Raw genomic sequence first — 17087 nt, 5'->3', positions numbered from 1 at the left:
AAACAACTCACCATCGAGTTGTTTTTTTATGTTCATAATCCAAAAGTAGATAAATCAAAAATAGCAACTTACCACGCCGCTGGTTTATCTTTCTTTCTCACTTCAGTTAATGCTCGAGCAAGGTTTTCGTTCGCTACTTTGTAATAGGATGGTTTCTTGTCAATCGCTTGCTGAAGGTACGGAATGGCTTCATCAGGTTTACCTTGAAGCATTAAGAAATAACCGACATTATTGAGTGCTTCAGCATCTGACATTTGACGCTTGAAAAGGCTCAATGCACGCTGGCTTTCTCCCCTTGCAAGATAAATCAATGCCAGATTATTAATTGCTCGCTCATTGTCTGGGTCATATTGAAGAGCCGTAGCGGTCACACGTTTTGCACTTGCATAATCACCACTCATGTAACGTGAATAGCCCATATTAACTAACCCTTTAATTGAGGTTGGATTAGCTTCTAAACATTTCTTGAAAAACTCTTGCGCAATATCGTGCTTTCTTTTGACATCAGAAAAGACCCCTAGCCCCATATAAGCAACAGCAGGCGAGCTACTATCAATGGCAAGCGACCGTATCGTCTCAATGCTATTGGAATCACTCACAGTGGTGCTAGAGTTCAATCGTTTTTGGTCTTGATTTATCGCTTGGACAAAATACTTCTTCGCATCGTTCATTCTTCCTTGCTTCGAATACAGCAGCCCCAACTCTGCCATGGCAGCTGCATTTTCAGGATTGTTTTCAATTGACGCGAGAAACGCCTTTTCTGCCAGTTGATCATTTTGACGCGCTACGTGTATTTGCCCTATCGTCATGAGTGTTTTGTCATGGTACTGCTTTTCTGGATAACTCAACGACCGAATGTATTCGTACAGTGCAAGGTCTAAATTCTGCTCTCGTAGTGCAACATCACCTCGCATAATAGCTTCTTTCTCGGTTGATGGCGGTGCATCACTGGACAAGCTATCTATTGGCTTGCCCGAATACAGCGCAGCATTGAAATCATCGCTTGGCTCTGGTGAGCTCGTACATCCGACGGTCGCTAACGATATGCACAGAGTTAGGGTCGTAAGTTTTAGGTTATTCATAGACTTGCTCCTGGTGCAGACAGTGCATCAAGGACAATCAAGATGCCTGGTCCTAGTGCAACAATGAAAAAACATGGCCAAATAAACAGCAACATTGGGAACAGCATCTTTGTAGGAATCTTAGCGGCAATTTCTTCTGCTGCTTGTTGTCGTTTATCTCTAAAATCGTCGGTATAGGAACGTAAGGTCTCTCCCAAACTACCACCGATTTTAGCCGCGTGGGTTAACACAGAGACCAAACCAGACAGCTCCACCAGCCCAGTTCTAGAAACTAACTGAGCGAGGGCATCTGGCATCGTGACCCCTGCTTGTATTTTGGTACACACGGTATCGAGCTCATCTGCAAATTCCGGATGAGAAACGTACAACTCCCTTGTTACCCTGTTTAATGCAGCGTTAAAACCCAAACCTGATTCTGTACATACAACCAACAGGTCTAAAGCATCTGGTACACCATTGCGTATTTTTCTCTGACGCTCCTTTTTCATATGCTCTAACAATATGTTCGGTAAGAAAACGCCAATAAACACAGCGGTAATAATGAACAAGTTCTGAAACGAACCACCAATATCTAAATAGTAAATGCCAAACGCAATGATCAAACCAAGCAAAGCAGAAAGTCCTTTCAGTGCGTAAAACACTGACAAAGCGCTCTTATTATGAAATCCAGCATGCATCAGTTTCTGTATGTAGGTTTCTTTCTCCTTTTCACTACCCTGAGCAATGTAAGGGCTGAGTGAATCTAACGTGTGAGCAAACTTAGCCGCTGTTGTGTCTTTGCCAGTATTGCCTGAAGTATTAATATCTCGAACACGCTTATCTAACGGAGAACGAAGACCAAAAACAATAAAACCTACAGTGAACGTAAACGCCATTGTGGTTAGCAGAACAAGCCCATAAAACAGATATTGAGCATTAGTATCGAAGTTCAATATCATATTTTGCCAATATGTTAGGTTCAAATATTCCATAATTTATATCTCGATACTGACAATTTTCTTTATCCAAACCGCACCAATTGCAAGTAGGATCACGCCAATGCTGATCATGTTTAAACCCCGAGGATCGGCATACAAAGGTTCGATATATTCTGGGTTAAAAATCTTCAGACCTAAGAACAAAATAAAGGGAGATAAGGTGAGTATCCATGCGGATAAACGACTCTCTGCAGACAAGGTTTTTATTTTTCGTTCTAGCTTAAATCTTGCTCGTAGCACTTGAGATACATTTTGCAGGTTCTCTGTTAGATTCCCCCCAGTCTCTTTTTGCAATAACACGGCACTAGAAAAAGCCAGCATGGAGATCGTTGGCACTCGTTCCGCCATCTGTAAAATCGCTAAACGCAGGTCATAACCAAAATTAAGCAAGTTGTACGTGTTTTGAAATTCGATACTGATAGGTGGTGACATCTCTTCTCCAACTTCTCGAAATGCTTTAACGAGAGGCTGTCCACCTTGTAACGAACGGCGAATAATGTCCAAGGCTTCCGGTAACTGCTCTTCAAAAAGGGCTAATCGCTTTTCAACTCTTCTTTGTACGTAAAAGTAAGCACCAGACATAGATAGGAAGAAAAGCGCAACGCAGATATACCATTCCTGTTTGAGCATGATGCCAACAAGGGAAAAGGCGAAGCCCACTAATACAACGGTCATCAAAAAACTTGCGACGCCAACCTTCAAACCTGCTAGTTCAATGACTCTTCTTATATCGGCGAAGAAGGAAAAACGAACTAAGAATTGATCCGTTGGGGAGAGCTCTTTTCGGTAGTGTTCTTTAAGTAAAGATAAACTTTGTTCATCTACATTTCGGTTCTGCTTGAGCCGGTTAGACAGCTCTCGGTGCTTACTTTTCTTACCTACAACAGGAAGCAGTAATGCTTGAGAAATCAGTAATACCGCAGCAAAGAGCAAGATGAGTGAAATCGTAACTTCATCCATGATGGATCTCCTCTAGCTATGCTCATCGGTAAAGAGTTCAAACGGTAAGTTAAACCCTCTTTTTGCTAGAGCATCATGTGCTTGTGGAACCACTCCTGTGGCAACGAAGTGTCCAAGCACATTACCTTCACTATCAAGCCCCTGACGCTCAAACTTAAAGATTTCTGACATGGTGATCACTTCTCCTTCCATGCCGTTGATCTCTTGCACACTCACCATGCGACGTCGACCATCTTCTTGTCTTTCCATTTGAATGACCAAGTGAATCGCGGAAGCAATCTGCGAGCGGATATTCTTTGTCGAGATATTCCAACCAGCCATTGAGAACATATTCTCAATTCGACTTAATGCATCTCTTGGTGAGTTAGCATGTATGGTCGTCAGTGAGCCGTCATGACCTGTATTCATTGCAGCTAACATATCCACGGCTTCACTACCACGAACCTCACCAACTACAATTCTATCTGGGCGCATACGCAGGGAGTTTTTCACTAGCTCACGCTGCCCTATCTCGCCTTTTCCTTCTAGGTTTGCAGGTCGAGTTTCTAGACGAATAACATGAGGTTGTTGAAGTTGAAGCTCGGCGGAATCTTCAATTGTGATGATACGTTCATCTCTTGGGATGTAACCAGATAGGATGTTTAAGGTTGTGGTTTTACCTGAACCTGTACCACCAGAAATAAGAATGTTCAGTTCGCCTTCTACCGCTGCCTCAACAAATGTCGCCATTTGCGGTGAGAGCGTGCCAAAATCTAAAAAGTTCGACATTTTGAGTCGTTCAACGGCAAAGCGTCGAATAGACACGGAGGGACCATCAAGCGCCAAAGGAGGGATAATGGCATTGACGCGAGAGCCATCAAGTAGGCGCGCATCAACCATAGGGGAAGATTCATCGATTCGGCGCCCTACTTGGCTCACAATCCTATCAATGATGTTCCGCAGATGGCGATCATCAAGAAATGTGTAGGGGGTCTTCTCAAGTTTACCCCTACGCTCTACAAAAACATTCTTGGCTCCATTAACCAAAATATCAGAAACCGTGTCATCACTGAGTAGAGGCTCCAAAGGGCCTAAGCCAAATACTTCGTCTTCAATTTGTTTTATAACTCGCTTTCGCCCTTCAGCGCTGAGCGCTTGTGAAGGATCATCATTCATCATTTGAAGAATGGCTTCATGCAAATCTTTCTTCGCCTGTTCCTGACCTAAATTCGAGAGCAATCCCAAGTCCAATGTATCTAACAGTTGTTTGTGGTAATAGTGCTTAACCGCTAGCTCTTGTTCCAAGGCTCGTTTTGCCTCTTCAATGGCTTGTTCTTTAGCTTGCTGGGCTTCAAGCTTCTTATCAACACTCGCAGCCTCCTGAGAAGGTTCAACCCCTTCTAGTGCTTTCGTTTTGTCGTCCTCTAAATTCGCTTTATGCTCGAAGTCAGGGTTTAAATTTTTACGTTTAAAGAACATCGTTATCTCCCAAGTTCCCTATGAAAACAGCTTGCTAAACCAGCCTTTTTCCACTTTTTCAGGGGGTACGATTTTGTGAGAAAAGTCGATAATGGAGCGGGTAATAAAGCTTCTTTTTTTAGTACTCACAAATGGCTTACCTAAATTGGCGCTGTCGATTGCCACTTTAAAATCATTTGGTACCAGATGAAGCTGCTGCCCTTTGAGTGCATGTTCGATGTCTCCGATCTTGATGCTTTGTCTTTTTTCATATCGATTGACGATCACTTCGATGATCTCTTTTTGCAATCCATACTCAAAAGCGAGGGAGTTCAGTAATCTTGCACTGTTTCTTACCGACACTAAATTTTGCTGAGCAACCAAAAAAACGCGCGTCGCAGGAGCAATGGTCGATGCAAACACATGGTCAACTCCTCGCGACAGATCAATAATGGTGTAAGGATAAAAACGCCTTAATATCGGTAATAACCGCCCTATTCTTTTTGCCTGCTCAAAATCATCAGCTAAATTTTCATGCTTAAAGCTGAGTATATGTAAGCCAGATTCATGTTTATGAACGAGAGAACCGAGAGACACCTCATCGAGGTCTTTCGATATCGCGATGGCATCCGAAATGCTGTAGGCAGGCTGAACATTTAAATAGTCAGGAATGACACCAAACTGCAGATCGATATCGAGCAGCAAAACTTTATTTTGGTGGTAACTGGCAAGTTCAATTGCAGAATTAAGCGCCAGCGTTGTCGCCCCCATACCACCTTTCGAATTGATAAAAAGAAACAACTCCCCAAAAGACAAGCTGTCCAATTTCTGGGTTGCCGTTTTCTCTAGCATCGGCATCATGCCCGAGATGGTAATCTCCCGAGACAGAAAATCACTGGCGCCGATACGCAGAGCAGTTCTGAGCATCTCGCTATCACCTTCATCACCAAAAACGATTAATGATGATTCGTGCTCGCCCCAAGAGAAGTTGTATTGCTGCATCTCTTGCATCTTTTGCGCCCAACCATCACCAGCTTCGACGAAGATAAGATCTGGTGCAGCAAGGTTGTGTAAAAAGGTTTCGCTAACGTTATTCAAAGAGCAAAAGTCGAGATGTAAGTTACGGCATTTAGCGAGTTCAGACTTCATATGAAGATGAAATGCTTCACTCGAATACACTACCCACACTTTCAAATTTGTCTTCAATCTATTGATTGTTGGCTCACTTTCCGGCTGCATAAAAACGGTTTCACCCATAACTCACCCTTCCATACTGGTGCGTATGCTTCATAAAAAATCACGACGTCTTTGCTTGTTCTTTTTATTCGATTAGTACGCTCTACCGTCACTCGTTTAATTAAACTCCTCAAGCACTTTGCTTGAGCGTGTAGATAGATCATCCGTATCCTTGCCAACATATTGGTCGTAAGACTGCTGCATCTTTTCACCAACACCTTCAGGTACGAGCCCCATGTTTTCTTGCGTCGCTGAAGGGTTATAAGTTTGCAATGTTCTTAGATTGGTTACCGACTCTCCGAGAGGTTCGTTATGGCTGCATCCTGATAAAACTAATATCGCAGTGACAAACACTGGCGCAATCCATCTTGTTGTTTTATAAGTCATGTCCAAATACCCCCTCACTGCCGCCATCAACTTGAATGACCACGCTATCCTCTTCTTGACGCTGAATAGACTCTGATCGTGGTAAGTCTAGATAAGCCCCTCGTCCTAATAAGTAGTACTCGAAGTCATTCGGAGTAACGAATGCATCGGTTGGTAAAGTGACACGCTCTCTATCTATTGGAGTGGCAAGGCGAGGTGTAACAAGGATCACGAGTTCGGTTTCACCAGAGACAAACTCTTGACTGTTAAACAATTGACCCAGTACCGGAATGTCTCCAAATCCCGGCATCTTATTACTGATATCTCGAGCGTTTTCACTTAATAGACCCGCAATCCCAATAGTTTGTCCGTCGGCAAGCTCAAGTGTCGATGATGCACTACGTCGGGTAATTGGAGGGATAAAATAGGTCGCGTTGGTTTCAGTAGGATCAATAGTCAATGAACTGCCGTTTGCAATCTCACTGACATCAACAGCCATGTTTAAATTGATTTTTTTGTCGCTAAGAACGGTAGGAATGAACTTCAAACCAACACCATATTCTTTGTACTCAATGACGATACCGTCATCGTCAGGAACAGGAATTGGGAACTCCCCACCAGCGAGAAACTCGGCTTTGGAACCACTCAGTGCAGTGAGGTTAGGTTCTGCCAATACTTTCGCCACACCGTTTTGTTTTGCTATATCTAGTGCAAAAGAAAACAAGGTATTTCCATCAATAAACGAGCCTAACAGCCCATAATCGCTCGCAACGGGAATATCAAAGATAGGCGTTCCATTGAATACACCACCAGGTCCGGCAGTCGCTCCCCAAGAGAAATTAGAGCCCGATGTCTGGAAGAAATGGAAGTTAGCATCAAATTTCTTTACTAAGCTTCTTTGAACTTCGGCAACAGTAACCTCTAGCATCACTTGCTGCGCACCACCAATCGCCATCAGGTTGATAACACCAGTATCTTCTACAACTTCATTCGATGAGCCTTTTTCCTTATCAACGGATCGCCCACCCGAATAACTTTCGGCAATCCTCATCGCGGTGTTCATTCTGGCTTGATTACTGACTAAGCCACTTAAAACAACGCGATTTTGAGCGCTATGGACTTCGATTTTTTCATCAGGAAGAAACTCGTAAAGTTTGGCTTTTAAACTGTTTAAATCATGAGTTACTTCAACATTAATGGATTCAATCAATTGTCCTCTGGAATCCCACGCCATAAGATTTGTAGCGCCAAGTTTTTTACCAATCAAAAACACTTCGTTCGAGCGAAGCATGACGATATCAAGTACCTCAGGATCGCCCAAAGATACTTTTCTTGCCTTACCAGACAGGACAACGTGTGTGGATTTGTGATGAGGTACAACGACGGTTTTTCCTGTCGGTGCAGCTCCATATGCCCCAAATGAGAAACAACATAAGGCAATCAAATACGTTATTATTTTGTTCATATTAACCTCAATTGCTCACTCTAATATTAGACGTTTCCGTACCTCTAATGATGGTTACGCTCGGTTTTGGAACATAACGGCGCACTTTCTTGTCCACAGCATGTGGATTTCTCAACGCCAATTGCAGTCCACCTTTTGATTGAGCCGTCATCAGTTTTTCAGCCTCTTTTGGGCTAACTTCTAGCGTGACAGCACGAACAATGACTGGAGAGTTTTCTTCTGAACGAGAAGTTTGGTCTACCGCAAGCACCCTAATGTTCTTAAGCACTGTAGACGTGTTAACAATATTTTTTTGGTACTGGATCGTATTTAAAATATCGACCTTATTCCCAGGCAATAGAAAACCGGCAACACCAATAACATCATCTACCCTGATAGTAACTGCTCGTTTGTCTTCTGGGATTAGCGAAGCCAATGTGACGCCCTCTCCGGGCAATGTGAACCTGAGACGGTGAACCACCTCATCTTCGTAAATCGTATTCGCAACAACTTGTCCTACTAGCTCACTTTTATCTGTGTAGTTGTTTTCGTTTATCCAATCTTTTTCCATCAGTTTTAGAGTTAAGTCTTTGTCTTGGACGACAGTACCTGCGGGAATTTCAGTCGCCGCCACGACAACAGGATGACGCTCAATTTCTTCAATCTGAACGGTTGGCTTTTGATTTGCTTCAAGCCACTGTTTAGCAAAAAAGACCGCCCCCAACCCAAATATCACTGACAAAATAAGTAGTAAAAACACCTGTTTACTTCCCATTTTCCTTGTCCTCTATTAATCCTCGGTAAAATACACCTTCCACGCCCTCTCCAATATTTCTGACGTTATAATTGGTGAATATTCCTCAAATTTGATCATATCTTGGCTGATTCCCACCAGGTCTTTCGGTAAACAGGGATAAAACGCAACCTTATTTTTTTGATGTAGATTTAGTACCGTATCTAAAGCATCACTCTCTAATTCTAATGCTTTCTGTTTTGCTGTTTTCAACCACAATTCTTGATATTCATCTTTAAGAATAGGATCGAATTTAATTTTGTACCCAAGCCTTCTTAAAAAGGCAGGGTCGCTTATTTTCTCTGGCGTAAAGTTAGTAGAAAATGCCAGATTTAAAATAAATGGCGCAGTAATTTGTTGACCGTTTGGCAATGAAAATTGGTCGAAAAAATATTCCATTGGCACAATCCAACGATTAAGTAGAGCATCCACTGGAACAGGCTGTCGTCCTAGGTCATCAATCACCAAAATACCGTTATTCGCCATCATCTGCAGTGGCGCCAACCAAACTCTGTTGTGCTCTGAATGGTTCACTTCCAACATATCCAGAGTAAGTTCGCCTCCGACTTGAATATTTGGACGTTCACACAACACCCAGCGATTGTCATATTGCTTTTTATATAGAAATTCTGCTTCTTCGAAATGCCCTTCAACTTTGACATGATGCTGAGGCGAGAACACTTTGATCACATTACCTAAAGCATATACCGCAAAAGGAATATAGACTGAGGTATTTAATGCATTGATAATCTTAGAAGCGACAAACGTTTTACCCGTACCAGCTTCTCCATATAGCAACATTGCACGACCAGAGTTAATAGCGGGTCCCAGCAAAGGCACTAAACGGTCTGCACCATATACATCACTGAGTGCGCTCTCTACCGCTTGCCTAGAGATCGCTTTCGATCGTAAGTCTTGCGCCTCGACGATTTCACAATAGTGCACAAGAGATACTGGCACAGGTCCAAGATAAGGGTCTTTCACAAAAGCAATTTCTGCTGCCTTTCGTCCTTTCTCAGACAACGAATAACGAATGTGATTGTGAGAAATGCTGGCTTGAAAGCCATGTTCACTAGGTTGAAAAACTTCGATCTCTGAGCGAGCTCTCAACGTTGCAAGAACCGTTTCAACAACGCCTATGACAACCCCTAATAGCTTAGACAATTCAAGCAAATCAGATTTGGGATAGGCTGCCAAATGTTTTAATACCAGATTTTCTACAACGGCCTCAGGCACGCCTAAAGCGTCACACGAGGTTGGTACAGGAATAGGGTCAATGTGAGGGGTCAAGTCTCCAGAATGCAGTTTTTTTCGAATATCCATGGAGATCCCTCGAATAAAATAGATTAATCCAGACTGTTAATCTTTAATGAAAGTAACTAAACATAGCGAGTCCAATAACCACTGATGGAGCAAAAGGCATTGTTAAATTATTCTTGTATCTCACGTGGGTATGAAGGTTAGTAGATCCTTTCTCTTTTTGACTTTCTATTCCTCTCAGTATCCATCGATTAAAAAAGTAGTTTTTTGCCAAAAAACTCACTTGCTCTCCGCTTTGAGAAATACTGTAGAAAAGATATAACGATCCGACTATCCCACCAGCAACAACAATATAAACACTGGATTCAACAAGATTACCCCAACCAACATATGCACCAACAACAAATAAAAGTTTTACGTCGCCCGCAGACATCGCTCTGAGAAAAAATAAAATTAACCCAAAAACAAAAAGGGCAATCGCACCATACATTGAATACAAAATTTCATTGTAATCAATTGGTGGAATCAAGAGTTTAACAACAAGAAATAGAAGCAAAAGAATGAGTAGGTTATTATGTATTCTATGCCATCGTATATCATTGATAGCAATCATAATCATAACAACCCAAAAAGGAGCATAAATATCCATACTTTTGCTCTATCCCCTCTTTATATCATTGATATTATTGAGCCGACTGTATTAGCTAAATCCACCCACAAGCTTGCGAAAGCAACACTTAAGAAGAAAACTAATAAAGCTGCCCCAATTATATATTCAACAACAGTCAAACCTTTCTGTTTATAGTAGTGTGAATTAGCCACAACTAGTTTCTTGGTCAATAGTTTAATATTTCTACGGAGCTGAGCTCGAAGAGATAGCACTTACAATATTGCCAAGCTTGGTGCTCAATGTACTACTAATGCCCCCGAAAATAGTCGATAAACCGAATACAAGCATCGCCGCGCCGATTACGTATTCGATAACAGTTAAACCTTCTTCATCTTTCAAAAAAGCTTTGCAGCTATCTACAAATTTGCTCATGACAATCACTCCCTTGTCTTAACTTGATAAACAGGTCAATTACCTGTCCTTTAAAACTTAGAGGGCGATTTTCATTGTGGGTAGGACTTTTTTGCCAAGCACTAGCACTTTCTTGCTAGAGACGCCTACAAAGTGCATGTGTAGCAAATTTGAGACAAACCAAGCAAGATATGTGACACCTTTCACACTTGAAGTCTATTTATATAAGCCTAAGCTTAATAAACGAAAGGTTGAGTTTTTTGATCTCAGGAATAGAGATCTAATTTTAGTTTTACGGCTCAAATTGTATAAAGTTCACAATTCATGGAATCATTATGGAAGAACAGGTTAAGGCATACTGGCTCGGTAAAACTGTTGAATCTCTCCCGGGCACTTTTCGCTCAGAGCTTCTAACCTTTTTCTCTGTTATCGAAAGTTATAACGACATTTCAATCCTAAGCGACAAAGAGTTCACCCACTTCTTTTACTATGCTGAGCCAAAGCATGAGCATTTACATAAGAGCATAATTACTCTTTGCGAGAACCTTGATAAAAAGTTACTCGTGATCCACGACAAGACCAATCCCATCACTCTCCCACCTGAACACATTACAGCTGAGTACTATCACGTTGAATCAAATAATGCTTCAGAATGGTTGTCACAGATAAAGCTCAGATACTTTTCCACCACCATGTCTAGTGAAGCAGTACTTTCAGGTGATTTAGTATTAAAGAAAAATGGCAAGCCTAACTTTTCTGATGTAGTTAGCTATATCGCGAACAATGCACACAAAGATCTAAGAGAGGAAGAAGCCGCAGCACTTTGCCATTATTCCCCGAATTACTTTTCTAAACTCTTTCACCGAAAAGTTGGAATGTGCTTTCGCGATTACATCACGGAAAAGCGCATCTCTCTTGCCAAGAAAATGCTTACAGAAGAAGACTCAATGAAAATTGCCTATATTGCGTATCAATGCGGCTACCGTGACGTCTCGTATTTTTCTCGCATCTTCAAAAAGAAAACCGGACTTTCACCCGCAAGCTATCGGCAACAGTTTTAAAGAATGACGACTTGGGCAACTTTGCCTTCTCTAACGTAACCTTTCCCACAGATTTCATCAAAATGCATTCCCGTATAATGATTTAACATGCTAAAGTTAACAATGTTTTAACAACTATAAATACAAACGAGAGAAGACATGGAGTCATCTACAATGAATCAGCCTAACCTAGAACAGACCGCTGGTTGCGCTCTCCCGCCGCCAAATGAAATGATCCTTAAATGGGCAGAGGAACGCCCAAATGAGGTTTACTTAAAACAAATCATTAATCGACAGTTTGTTGAATTTACTTATGCCGAGGTCGCCGATAAGGCGCTTAAATTGGTTACTGCTCTGCGCAACTTGGGGGTTCAACCCGGTGAAAAAGTCGCATTGGTTTCGAAGAACTGTGCCGAATGGTTTATCTGCGATTTAGCCATGATGCTTGGCGACTACGTGAGTGTGCCAATTTTCCCGACAGCTGGCGCTGACACCATTGAGTACTGTGTTACCCACAGCGAAAGTAAAGCACTGATTGGCGGTAAGTTAGATGCTCCAGCGGCAACGCAACAAGTGATCGATTCAATGCCAGATTTAATTAGCATTGCACTTCCTTACGATACTGCGCCGAAATGCCAATATCAGTTTACTGAGATTATTGCCGACGTAGAGCCAAGCGCAGAGCGTCCACAACACCATGATGACAAGCTTATGTCTCTCGTATACACCTCAGGTACGTCAGGGCTGCCGAAAGGGGCAATGCTGACATACGGCGCGTTCAGTTGGTCTGTTCAACAACTGATCAATCACATTGGCATCCAAGAAAACGATCGATTGTTCTCTTATTTACCACTCGCTCATATCACAGAACGAGTTTACATCTTCGGTTCATCAATTATGGGTGGCGTAACAACGGCTTTCCCTGAGTCACTCGATACTTTCATTGAAGATGTCAAAATGCATCGCCCGACACTCTTCATCTCTGTACCGCGATTGTGGACGCTGTTCCAGCAACGTATTCAAGACAAACTTCCTCAGAAAAAGCTCAATATTCTGCTGAAGATCCCATTCGTTAATTCACTGATTAAGAAGAAATTGGCTGATGGTCTCGGCTTGGATCAAGCCCGCGTCCTTGGTTGTGGTTCTGCCCCAGTGTCGCCAGCACTGCTTGAGTGGTACCGCAGTGTTGGTCTAAACATCACTGAAGCTTGGGGGATGACAGAGTCTTTCGCCTACAGCACACTAAACTACCCATTCCGCGCCGATAAGATTGGCTCTGTGGGCAATGCCGGACCAGGTATTGAACTTAAGATCGCTGACGATGATGAGATCATGGTTCGCGGCAAAGGGCTGTTCTCTGGCTACTACAAAAATGACATCGCGACACAAGAGTCGTTTGACTCAGAAGGATGGCTTCATACTGGTGACATCGGTTCAATAGATGCGGATGGTTACCTCACCATTCAAGGTCGTAAAAAAGACACCTTCAAAACTGCCAAAGGTAAGTTTGTTGCTCCGGTTCCTATCGAGAAGAAACTGTTTGAGTATAGCCGCGTCGAAATGATGTGTTTGATCGGCTTAGGCTTGCCAGCACCCATTTTATTAGTTGTGCCACATGACTTCCCGAACTTTGATAAAGAACGTTACGCCCGCACCACACGCAAGGTTGTCGCTCGCATGAACCAAGAACTTGAATCGCACGAGCAAATCAAAGGGGTATTGATGATCCAAGACCCGTGGAGTATTGAAAACGGCATTCTAACACCGACCTTGAAGATCAAACGCCACGTTCTTGAGCAGAAATATCATGAAATCGGACACAACTGGCCAAAAGGCGAACTGGTTGTATGGGAAGAAGATTTATAATCTCTTACTCACACTCCGAGAACCAACAATTCAAACGCTCCCATAAAGGGAGCGTTTTTCATTTTCGACGATGATCAATCACGCCAAAATGGTTTCTGAATTTCCTTTTGGACTTCAGTTTCGTTGTAGCCGATATCATCCAAAAGGTGGTGAGGTAACTCAGACAAATGACGGCGTGTACGGTAGTTTTTTCTCCATACGGCTAATTTAGAAAAGATATACTGAACTAAGCTCTTGCGTGGCTTCGATGCTAAGTGACCACAGGTTTGCGTTGCATTGTTCATATACCCTCCTTGATTCATTCACATTGACCACTTAATAATCAGTGACTACCCTGTTATTCTCAAACGATAGAATCTGACATTGAGTTAAGGAAAACTAATGTGAAAGAACGCATGCCTCCGCTACAAGGGCTGTATTATTTCTACATCGCGGCAAAGGAAGGCAGTTTTAAAGCGGCTGCCAAATACTTATTTGTCACACCAGCAGCGATTAGCCAACAGATACGTCAATTGGAAGAATTTCTGGGTACCGACTTGTTTGTGCGCCAACATCGAAAGATACTGCTCACCGCAGAAGGCGACTTGCTGTTTGCCCAAGCCGAACGAGGTTTCAATCACCTCCAACAGGGTGTGCGATTAATTAACCAAGATCCCAACCCAAATCATCTCTCCATCTCAACACTGCCTTCTTTTGCTCATCATTGGTTAGTACCAAGGATTGCTGCATTTCGACAACGACATCCAGATATCTCGCTACTCATGGAGCCAACAAATGAACTGGTTTCATTTCAAGATAGCCAGATAGATCTCTGTGTTCGTTATGGTCATGGAGACTACCCGAATCTCGAATCACAATGGCTGATGGATGAAGTCTTCTACCCTGCCTGCCATCCCATCTACCAAAAAGAACATGGTATCTACAGCGTCCAAGATTTAAATAAAGCAGAGTTGATCGAAGATTTATGGCCGGACCTAGACTGGAACATGTGGCTCAACACGCTAGGTCATAAAGCGGCAAAACCAACGCTCAAGTACAGTGGCTCGCATTTGGTTTTAGAAGGTGCTCTGTCGTTACAAGGCGTAGCGTTGGTCAAGCACAGCTTGGCTTATCGATACATCCAAGAAGGAAAACTGGTAAGAATCGGTGACATAGGCATTCAGCCTAAGTATGCCTATTACCTTTGTGCGCCGACAGGGTATTTAAAGCGTCAAAAAACACAGTTATTTAGTCAATGGATAAAAGAAGAGATTGCTGAATTTGAACGCAGTACCGTTCGAGACTTTGAAACGATTCAATTAAAAGAAGAATGAAGTAAGCAATAAATTTTGGACAACACCAGCTCCGTTCAGATAGACAAGTAAACAGATGTTAGATAGTAAAAAGCCCCGCACTAGGCGGGGCTTTGATGTCTTACAGAGTTAACTTAAGAATTACTTCTTAGCGTTACGCTCTTTAACGTCAGCAATTACTTGCTCAGCAACGTTGTTTGGACATGGCGAGTAGTGTGAGAACTCCATAGAGAACTGACCACGGCCAGAAGTCATAGTACGTAGAGTACCGATGTAACCGAACATTTCTGATAGAGGTACATCACCCTTGATACGTACGCCAGTAGTACCAGCTTGTTGGTCTTTGATCATACCACGACGACGGTTAAGGTCACCGATTACGTCACCAACGTGATCTTCTGGAGTGAACACGTCAACTTTCATGATTGGCTCAAGAAGTTGCGCGCCAGCTTTAGGCATAGACTGACGGAATGCGCCTTTAGCAGCGATTTCGTAAGCGATAGCTGAAGAGTCAACTGCGTGGAAGCCACCGTCGAATAGTTCAACTTCTACGTCTAGAGTTGGGAAGCCAGCTAGAACACCATGTTCCATCATGCTAGCGAAGCCTTTCTCTACTGCAGGCCAGAATTCTTTAGGTACGTTACCACCAACAACTGTTGATTTGAACGTGAAGCCTGAACCAGTTTCGCCTGGTTTGATACGGTAGTCGATCTTACCGAACTGACCAGAACCACCAGACTGCTTCTTGTGCGTGTAGCTGTCTTCGATTGCTTGAGTGATTGTTTCACGGTAAGCAACTTGAGGAGCACCTACTTCTAGCTCAACGCCGTAAGTACGTTTTAGGATATCTACTTTGATATCTAGGTGAAGTTCACCCATACCACGTAGGATAGTTTCGCCAGATTCTTCATCAGTCTCTACTTGGAATGATGGATCTTCTGCAACCATCTTACCGATCGCGATACCCATCTTCTCGCTGCCGCCTTTATCTTTAGGCTTAACTGCGATAGAGATTACTGGATCTGGGAAGATCATTGGTTCTAGAGTACATTCGTGCTTAGGATCACATAGAGTGTGACCAGTTTGAACGTTCTTCATACCAACTACAGCGATGATGTCACCAGCTTGAGCTGAATCGATTTCGTTACGCTCGTCTGCGTGCATCTCAACCATACGGCCGATACGCTCAGTTTTACCAGTTGCAGAGTTAAGGATTGTGTCACCCTTCTTCATGCGGCCTGAGTAAACGCGGATAAACGTTAGAGCACCGAAGCGGTCGTCCATGATCTTGAACGCAAGCGCTTTTAGTGGCTCGTCTGCAGATACTTTTGCTACTTCGCCAGTTGGCTCACCAGTTTCTGAATCTGTTAGAGGCTGTGGATCAACTTCTGTTGGTGATGGTAGGTAATCTACTACCGCGTCAAGAATAAGTTGGATACCTTTGTTCTTGTACGCTGAACCACAGTAAGTTGGGAAGAATGCTAGGTCACGTGTACCTTTACGGATACAACGTTTGATGTCTTCTAGAGATGGCTCTTCGCCTTCTTCTAGGTAAGCCATCATTAGATCTTCGTCTTGCTCTAGAGCAGTTTCGATTAGCATTTCACGGTATTCAGCCGCTTTCTCAACTAGATCAGCAGGGATGTCTTGAACTTCGTAGTTCTCTGGCTGGCCAGACTCGTCCCATACGTAAGCTTGTTGGCTTAGTACGTCAACAACACCTACGAAATCTTCTTCGATACCGATAGGTAGAGTCATTACTAGTGGAGTAGCACCTAGAACGTTTTGTACTTGGTCAACAACTTTGTAGAAGTCTGCGCCCATACGGTCTAGTTTGTTAACGAAGATCAGACGAGATACGTGTGATTCGTCAGCGTAACGCCAGTTAGTTTCTGACTGAGGCTCAACACCACCAGAACCACAGAATACACCGATACCACCGTCAAGTACTTTTAGAGAACGGTAAACTTCGATAGTGAAGTCAACGTGTCCAGGAGTATCGATGATGTTTAGACGGTGATCGTTCCAGAAACAAGTTGTTGCTGCAGACTGGATTGTGATACCACGCTCAGCTTCCTGCTCCATGAAGTCAGTAGTAGTTGAACCGTCGTGAGTGTCACCGATCTTATGGATCTTACCAGTTAGCTTTAGGATACGCTCTGTAGAGGTAGTTTTACCCGCGTCTACGTGAGCAAAAATACCAATGTTTCTGTATTTTGATAAATCAGTCATTGTCTTACTCTGTTAATAAGGTATAAAGTGCGCGCAGAGTATATCACATTCTGTCAATACTGATACCCTTGCGTGCGGATG

Annotated in this window: 16 protein-coding genes; 3 read left to right on the top strand and 13 right to left on the bottom strand. The window is 43.0% G+C overall.

Annotation, left to right across the window (positions count from 1 at the left end; translation table 11 throughout):
- Positions 1-68: 68 nt before the first annotated feature.
- From ABMY42_RS06020 to ABMY42_RS05970, 11 genes are all read right to left on the bottom strand, one after another.
- Positions 69-1082, bottom strand: a complete 1014-nt coding sequence (locus ABMY42_RS06020) for a tetratricopeptide repeat protein (RefSeq protein ID WP_050582053.1) — start codon at positions 1080-1082, stop codon at positions 69-71.
- Complete coding sequence (locus ABMY42_RS06015; RefSeq protein ID WP_029790394.1) at positions 1079-2053, bottom strand: type II secretion system F family protein; 975 nt, start codon at positions 2051-2053, stop codon at positions 1079-1081. Before ABMY42_RS06015 ends, ABMY42_RS06020 begins: the two co-directional genes overlap by 4 nt.
- Positions 2054-2056: 3 nt before the next feature.
- Positions 2057-3019: a type II secretion system F family protein gene (locus ABMY42_RS06010; protein WP_029790393.1), complete on the bottom strand. Its 963-nt coding sequence runs from the start codon at positions 3017-3019 to the stop codon at positions 2057-2059.
- A gap of 12 nt (positions 3020-3031) precedes the next feature.
- Complete coding sequence (locus ABMY42_RS06005; protein WP_050907037.1) at positions 3032-4477, bottom strand: CpaF family protein; 1446 nt, start codon at positions 4475-4477, stop codon at positions 3032-3034.
- A gap of 18 nt (positions 4478-4495) precedes the next feature.
- A complete protein-coding gene (locus ABMY42_RS06000; protein WP_029790391.1) occupies positions 4496-5713 on the bottom strand; it encodes an AAA family ATPase in 1218 nt (405 codons plus the stop codon).
- Between the two features lie 96 nt (positions 5714-5809).
- Complete coding sequence (locus ABMY42_RS05995; protein ID WP_029790390.1) at positions 5810-6079, bottom strand: hypothetical protein; 270 nt, start codon at positions 6077-6079, stop codon at positions 5810-5812.
- Entirely contained in the window at positions 6069-7523 is a 1455-nt protein-coding gene (locus ABMY42_RS05990; protein WP_349266122.1) for a type II and III secretion system protein family protein, read from the bottom strand. The genes ABMY42_RS05995 and ABMY42_RS05990 overlap by 11 nt, the downstream gene beginning before the upstream one ends.
- 7 nt (positions 7524-7530) lie before the next feature.
- The gene (cpaB, locus tag ABMY42_RS05985) at positions 7531-8277 is read right to left on the bottom strand and encodes a Flp pilus assembly protein CpaB (protein ID WP_029790388.1); all 747 of its coding nucleotides are present in this window, start codon (positions 8275-8277) and stop codon (positions 7531-7533) included.
- Between the two features lie 15 nt (positions 8278-8292).
- Positions 8293-9618, bottom strand: a complete 1326-nt coding sequence (locus tag ABMY42_RS05980; RefSeq protein WP_050907039.1) for an AAA family ATPase — start codon at positions 9616-9618, stop codon at positions 8293-8295.
- Positions 9619-9661: 43 nt separating this feature from the next.
- The gene (locus ABMY42_RS05975) at positions 9662-10204 is read right to left on the bottom strand and encodes an A24 family peptidase (protein WP_038898347.1); all 543 of its coding nucleotides are present in this window, start codon (positions 10202-10204) and stop codon (positions 9662-9664) included.
- Positions 10205-10408: 204 nt separating this feature from the next.
- Positions 10409-10597, bottom strand: coding sequence for a fimbrial protein (locus ABMY42_RS05970; protein WP_038898346.1), 189 nt, complete (start codon positions 10595-10597; stop codon positions 10409-10411).
- Positions 10598-10911: 314 nt separating this feature from the next.
- Here ABMY42_RS05970 and ABMY42_RS05965 point away from each other — a divergent pair, with 314 nt between their 5' ends.
- Positions 10912-11637: an AraC family transcriptional regulator gene (locus ABMY42_RS05965; RefSeq protein ID WP_050907040.1), complete on the top strand. Its 726-nt coding sequence runs from the start codon at positions 10912-10914 to the stop codon at positions 11635-11637.
- A gap of 153 nt (positions 11638-11790) precedes the next feature.
- On the top strand, positions 11791-13482 hold the full coding sequence (locus ABMY42_RS05960; RefSeq protein ID WP_349266209.1) for an AMP-binding protein: 1692 nt from the start codon (positions 11791-11793) through the stop codon (positions 13480-13482).
- A gap of 74 nt (positions 13483-13556) precedes the next feature.
- Here the strand turns inward: ABMY42_RS05960 and ABMY42_RS05955 are convergent, their stop codons facing one another.
- A complete protein-coding gene (locus ABMY42_RS05955) occupies positions 13557-13766 on the bottom strand; it encodes a DUF1127 domain-containing protein (RefSeq protein ID WP_009698710.1) in 210 nt (69 codons plus the stop codon).
- Positions 13767-13865: 99 nt separating this feature from the next.
- Here ABMY42_RS05955 and ABMY42_RS05950 point away from each other — a divergent pair, with 99 nt between their 5' ends.
- Positions 13866-14795 (top strand): LysR substrate-binding domain-containing protein, encoded by a 930-nt coding sequence (locus ABMY42_RS05950; protein ID WP_017189169.1) that lies wholly within the window; start codon positions 13866-13868, stop codon positions 14793-14795.
- Positions 14796-14915: 120 nt separating this feature from the next.
- Here the strand turns inward: ABMY42_RS05950 and fusA are convergent, their stop codons facing one another.
- Complete coding sequence (gene fusA / locus ABMY42_RS05945; protein ID WP_005449112.1) at positions 14916-17006, bottom strand: elongation factor G; 2091 nt, start codon at positions 17004-17006, stop codon at positions 14916-14918.
- Between the last annotated feature and the right edge of the window lie 81 nt (positions 17007-17087).

It is taken from the genome of Vibrio sp. SSH13-20, assembly GCF_040104475.1.
Lineage (GTDB): Bacteria > Pseudomonadota > Gammaproteobacteria > Enterobacterales > Vibrionaceae > Vibrio > Vibrio harveyi.
This window is presented reverse-complemented; position numbering and strand designations above follow the sequence as displayed.